Origin of the sequence: Laedolimicola ammoniilytica, assembly GCF_025567165.1 — a bacterium.
Taxonomy (GTDB): domain Bacteria; phylum Bacillota; class Clostridia; order Lachnospirales; family Lachnospiraceae; genus Laedolimicola; species Laedolimicola ammoniilytica.
Genome location: NZ_JAOQKC010000013.1, coordinates 1 through 3,304 on the forward strand (window position 1 = coordinate 1; position 3,304 = coordinate 3,304).

Consider the following 3,304-nt stretch of genomic DNA (forward strand, 5'->3'; position numbering starts at 1 on the left):
CCACCTATCTTCATATCCAGTCCTGTGACAGCGGCTGGGACTATACCCTTTACGATGCCGCGTCCATGAAAGAGTTGGATGGAGGTCAGCTGGATATGCCGGAGCTTTCCTGCATGAAGGCAGTTCTCCAGATTTGTGATGATAACGATTTGAGCAGCAATTCAGTAAAGTATGCGCCCCTGTCTATGATTGAAACCTTGCAGGACGCTGCCTATCAGCAGATGCAGGCAGAGGTCAGGCAGATGACTGCTTCTTCTCAGCTGCCGGAAGCGCAGGAGCAGGCACTGGATGAATACCCCATGCCTGATGAGCAGGTATCTGCACCGGATATGCAGGAATACGGCTACTTCTATGATGGGATGCTCCCTGTCACCAGAGAACGGGCGCTGGAACTGGATGCCGCTGGTTTGACTGTCTATGTGCTGCATGAGGACAATACGGAGAGCATGGTGTTTGACCCGCAGGAAATCATGGATCATGGCGGACTTTTCGGTGTGGACCGTGAGGAATGGGAGAAAAGCCCTCAGTTCCACGAAAAGGTCATGGAGCGTCAGGAACATCAGCAGGAACGCGAACAGGCATTTCTATCCCAGAACAGAGATTGCTTTGCCATCTATCAGGTGAGCCGTGACGATCCGCAGAATGTGCGCTTTATGAATCTGGATTGGTTAAAGTCCCAGGACATTTCCATAGACCGCAGCAATTATGATCTCATTTACACTGCTTCGCTGAGGGAGTCTGGCACGGTACCGGAGCAGCTGGAAAAACTATATGAGCAGTTTAATCTGCAAAAACCGGCGGATTTTCACAGTCCTTCTATGAGTGTCAGTGACATCGTTGCGATCAAGCAGGATGGGAAGGTATCCTATCATTACTGTGACAGTGTTGGCTTTACACAGATCCCCGGATTCCTGCCGGAAAATCCGCTGAAAAATGCGGAGATGACCGTGGAGGACGATTACGGCATGATCGACGGTATCATCAACAATGGCGCAAAAGAGCCTACGGTGGCAGAGCTGGAACAGCAGGCCCGCAGCGGTCAGTCCATTTCCCTCATGGATTTGGCTGCCGCTGCCCATCGGGAGGAACGGGAAAAGAAAAAGTCCGTCATGGAGCAGCTGAAAAGCCAGCCCAAGGCAGAACACAAAAAGACAGCGCCCAAAAAGAGTGCGGAAAGGGAGATTTGATATGGGAAACTTTACTTTTGAGGAAATGAACCTGATGTGCATTTACAATACCGGCAGCCGCACCGGACTGATCGACAGCCTGCGTGATATGCGCGGCGAGCTGGCCCCGGAGGAAACCGAGCTGCGGGAGTTGACAGACAGCGCACTGGGCAAGCTCCAGGCCATGAGTGATGCCGAGTTTGCCGAGCTGGAGTTGTATCCGGATTTTGACCAGTAAACATCATAATCGCAGGGATGGGGTGGCAATATGCCACCCCACCTTTTTACCCCAAAACTGAAAGGAGGACAGAACACTATGCCAACCAAAGCTGAACTATATGCACAGATGGCGGAGAAGGTGACAACGCAGCTCACGGGGAGCTGGCAGGAATGGGCAGGGTTTCTCACCACTGCTTCTCGCCTTTACAAGTACCCGTTCCATGAGCAGTTGATGATCTACGCCCAGCGTCCGGACGCCACCGCCTGTGCAGAGTACGATTTGTGGAATGAAAAGATGGGCCGGTATGTAAGGCGCGGCTCCAAGGGAATTGCTCTGGTGGACGATTCCGGGGACAGGCCCCGCCTGCGCTATGTTTTTGATATTTCCGACACCGGAACCCGTGAACATTCCCGCACTCCCTGGCTGTGGCAGCTGGAGGAGCGCCATTTGGATTCGGTGCAGGCCATGCTTGAGCGCACCTATGATGTTTCCGGTGATGACCTTGCCGGACAGCTTACCGAGGTAGCCGGAAAACTGGCTGAGGAATACTGGACGGAGCATCAGCAGGACTTCTTCTATATCGTTGACGGTTCCTTTTTGGAGGAATATGATGAGTTTAACATCGGAGTACAGTTCAAGGCAGCAGCCACCGTCAGTATCACTTATGCTTTGATGTCCCGCTGCGGACTGGAGCCGGAACGCTACTTCGACCACGAAGATTTCATGGCAATCTTTGATTTCAATACCCCGTCCACCATCGGGGCGCTGGGAACAGCGGTCAGCCAGATCAATCAGCAGGTGCTGCGGCAGATCGGCGTCACCGTCCGAAATGCAGAGCGCGAAGCCAACCAAGAAAGGAGCAAGCAAGATGAACAATCCCATGACCTATATCCAGAACGGAGACTATCTGATTCCCGACCTGAAGCTGAGCCAGCAGCCGGAGAAACCCCTGGGCAAGTACGGCAGGATGAGGAAAACCTACCTGAAGGAACATCGTCCCATCCTCTACAACCAGATGCTGCTGAGCGAGAAGTTGTACCAGTATCTTCTGGAAATCGACGAGGCCGCCCAGAGCAGACTGGAGCAGATGATGCCCCAGCTGGCGAAGGAAGCGGGAGCCACCGAGCAACTGAAAGCCAGCGATCCCATGAAGTGGGTGGGGCTGATGAACACCTGCAAAGCTCAGGCAGAGGAGATCCTGATGGCGGAGCTTATCAACAGCTGACCCTAAACCTGTTCCTCTCCGAAGCGGAGCAGATACAATCCATAGATGAAGCAGAGAATGTAGCGCATACATCCTCTGCTTTTTCTTTTGCCCAAAATGATATTGACCATGTGCTGCGTTTGGGAGGCAATACAGATCGTCAGAGGGAGCGTGTGGTTGCAGCATTTGAAAAGCAGAAAACCACCGCTGAGATTGCCGAGATACTGAAAACGCTGTACCACGGCGGCAACGGCCTTGGCAGTGTGAGTGCATGGTATGCCGATGATGGTATCCATCTTTCCCACGGGAAGTCTGTCCGTTATGACAGGTCTGCCCAGGTCATTTCTTGGGAGAGCGCCGCAGAGCGTATCGGGGAGCTTTTGGAGAGCGGCCAGTTTGCCTCCAATGTGGAGCTTGCGGAAGCGGTAGGCTATGAACGCTCCCTCCTCTCGGAAAAGCTCTGGCATCTGTATCACGATCTCAGTGAGGACGCCAGAAAAGCCGGATATTTGTCCTGCCTGTCAGAGATCAAAGGCAATGGTTTCCCGGAGGAGACCCGCCGCCTGACGGAGCAGTTGAGTGACCCGGCTTTCCGCCAGACGCTCAAGGAAGAATACGCCGCCTTCTGGACTGCCTATCAGCAGGACCGTGACCTGTTGCGCTTTCATTACCATAGACCAAGGGAGATCTGGGAGAACCTGAAGGATCTTGACC

5 protein-coding genes are annotated in these 3,304 nt (G+C 53.4%); 4 read left to right on the top strand and 1 reads right to left on the bottom strand.

Going from position 1 to position 3,304, the window contains the following annotated elements:
* Together OCV63_RS10425 and OCV63_RS10430 are read left to right on the top strand one after the other, a co-directional pair.
* A partial coding sequence (locus OCV63_RS10425) for a YodL domain-containing protein (RefSeq protein ID WP_158363768.1) occupies nucleotides 1–1,187 on the top strand: 1,187 nt, incomplete at its 5' end.
* Nucleotide 1,188: 1 nt separating this feature from the next.
* On the top strand, nucleotides 1,189–1,404 hold the full coding sequence (locus tag OCV63_RS10430; protein ID WP_055200194.1) for a transposon-transfer assisting family protein: 216 nt from the start codon (nucleotides 1,189–1,191) through the stop codon (nucleotides 1,402–1,404).
* A gap of 96 nt (nucleotides 1,405–1,500) precedes the next feature.
* Here the strand turns inward: OCV63_RS10430 and OCV63_RS10435 are convergent, their stop codons facing one another.
* The gene (locus OCV63_RS10435; protein WP_158363769.1) at nucleotides 1,501–2,268 is read right to left on the bottom strand and encodes a hypothetical protein; all 768 of its coding nucleotides are present in this window, start codon (nucleotides 2,266–2,268) and stop codon (nucleotides 1,501–1,503) included.
* Here OCV63_RS10435 and OCV63_RS10440 point away from each other — a divergent pair.
* The gene (locus OCV63_RS10440; protein ID WP_463674569.1) at nucleotides 2,267–2,611 is read left to right on the top strand and encodes a TnpV protein; all 345 of its coding nucleotides are present in this window, start codon (nucleotides 2,267–2,269) and stop codon (nucleotides 2,609–2,611) included. The two genes, OCV63_RS10435 and OCV63_RS10440, sit on opposite strands and share 2 nt — an antisense overlap.
* Before the next feature lie 152 nt (nucleotides 2,612–2,763).
* The coding region (locus OCV63_RS10445; RefSeq protein WP_262670801.1) for a hypothetical protein at nucleotides 2,764–3,304 on the top strand (541 nt) is incomplete at its 3' end.